Raw genomic sequence first — 1,438 nt, forward strand, 5'->3', positions numbered from 1 at the left:
ATGGGCCCGAGCTCGGATCCGAAGCCGACGATCCTGCTGCCGGTTGGCTCCGTAAACGGTTGCCGGTTTGGGGCGAAATAGACCTTGATCTTCATGCCAGTCCCAAGCCTCGATTAGGTCCATAGGATCGTTAAACCAAAGCTTACCTGCCTCATGTCAGCGACAACGCTGGCGGGTGTTTCAATAAAACCAGACGGCTAACATGTTCAGCCGGCAGTCGCCTTCCTAGCGAGATACAGTCTCTACAGTACGTTTTTGACGATCCCTACAAAGTTGCGACGACCATCCCTGATCTTGCCCTGTGAATCCAGCTTATAGGTTGTTCGGGTCACGGCCTGTTTGACGTTCCCACCGATGACGTCGGCTTCACCTATGCGAAGCTCGACCACAATGTCGCAATGGCTGCAGAAACTGTCCGCCTTTTTCTCCCGGATCTTTTTCAATTCCTTCTTCGCATCGGCAAAGCTTGATGGCGGGGTTCTACAGTCGTGGCCTGTCCGGCTCGCCCATAGGAGGTCGCCAAAAGCGAGCGGCGTTGCCTCCGGATCTTCGAGTGATAGTCCAGCAAATTTGCCAGAGTCGATTTGCGACACGTAGATTGAATGATTGTCTTGATATGGGAACCGCTTTTTGGCGCCGGCTTCCTTGAAACAATAGCAGATGAAGGCCGCTGACCACGCTGGATCGTCTCTACCGTCAAGGTTGCTGCCAATCGATTTCCAATATTCCCCAACGTACGTCCAAAATGGGTGCTTCGCCTCCATGCGGGGATCGGTGAACCCGAGTAAGGTTCCGTCAATCTTCTCCATGGGGCCGCCCCAACGCGTCCATTCGCGCCGTGCCACCTTTATCAAGTCATCAGAGAATGCCATTCCNGAGAATGCCATTCCCGCCTCCCTCAGACAAAATCACCCATCGAGCGGGACCATTTCTTTTTCTTGAGTCCGTCCCGACGCGTGTCGAGAGCAGCCTTCAAGTTCTTAACTCGCTCAGGCTCTCCATGGCCGCCGACCTCCAGCAGAGCTTCAAAAGGCTTCTTTGCCCGAAGTGCCGCCTGTAGATCATCAAACCCGGCGCGACCTTGGTGACGCACATCCATCACAACGCAGCAGATGTCGGCCCCAATGCCGTCCAAGCCCAACCTCTTGTCCGACTCGGTTACCAGCCGGCGCGCTGTATTAATCATGTGCTGAGCCTGCAGGAGCCGGGCTTCAGGATGGGCTCCAGTCCAATGAATGAGCTTTGCGGCAGCGATGACCTCAGCATCCTCCACATCGTCCAGAGTGGGATTGAGATATAATTGAAGGGGTTCTGTCGATGCGGCATCTTCCATCGGAATAACCTTGGTGTCCTCAACCTTCACGATGCGCCCGCCTCGCACTTCCAAGTTCGGGAAATAATCCACAACCTCTGGCCGCTGCAACATGTCTCAAAACCA

General features: G+C 54.7%; 2 protein-coding genes. Both read right to left on the bottom strand.

Annotated elements, in window-relative coordinates; translation table 11 throughout:
- Positions 1–242 precede the first annotated feature (242 nt).
- Positions 243–809: a DUF2272 domain-containing protein gene (locus X742_RS140520; protein WP_198019289.1), complete on the bottom strand. Its 567-nt coding sequence runs from the start codon at positions 807–809 to the stop codon at positions 243–245.
- A gap of 89 nt (positions 810–898) precedes the next feature.
- Positions 899–1,426: a hypothetical protein gene (locus tag X742_RS140515; RefSeq protein WP_023775592.1), complete on the bottom strand. Its 528-nt coding sequence runs from the start codon at positions 1,424–1,426 to the stop codon at positions 899–901.
- Between the last annotated feature and the right edge of the window lie 12 nt (positions 1,427–1,438).

It is taken from the genome of Mesorhizobium sp. LNHC229A00 (genome assembly GCF_000502415.1).
In the GTDB taxonomy this organism is placed as follows: domain Bacteria; phylum Pseudomonadota; class Alphaproteobacteria; order Rhizobiales; family Rhizobiaceae; genus Mesorhizobium.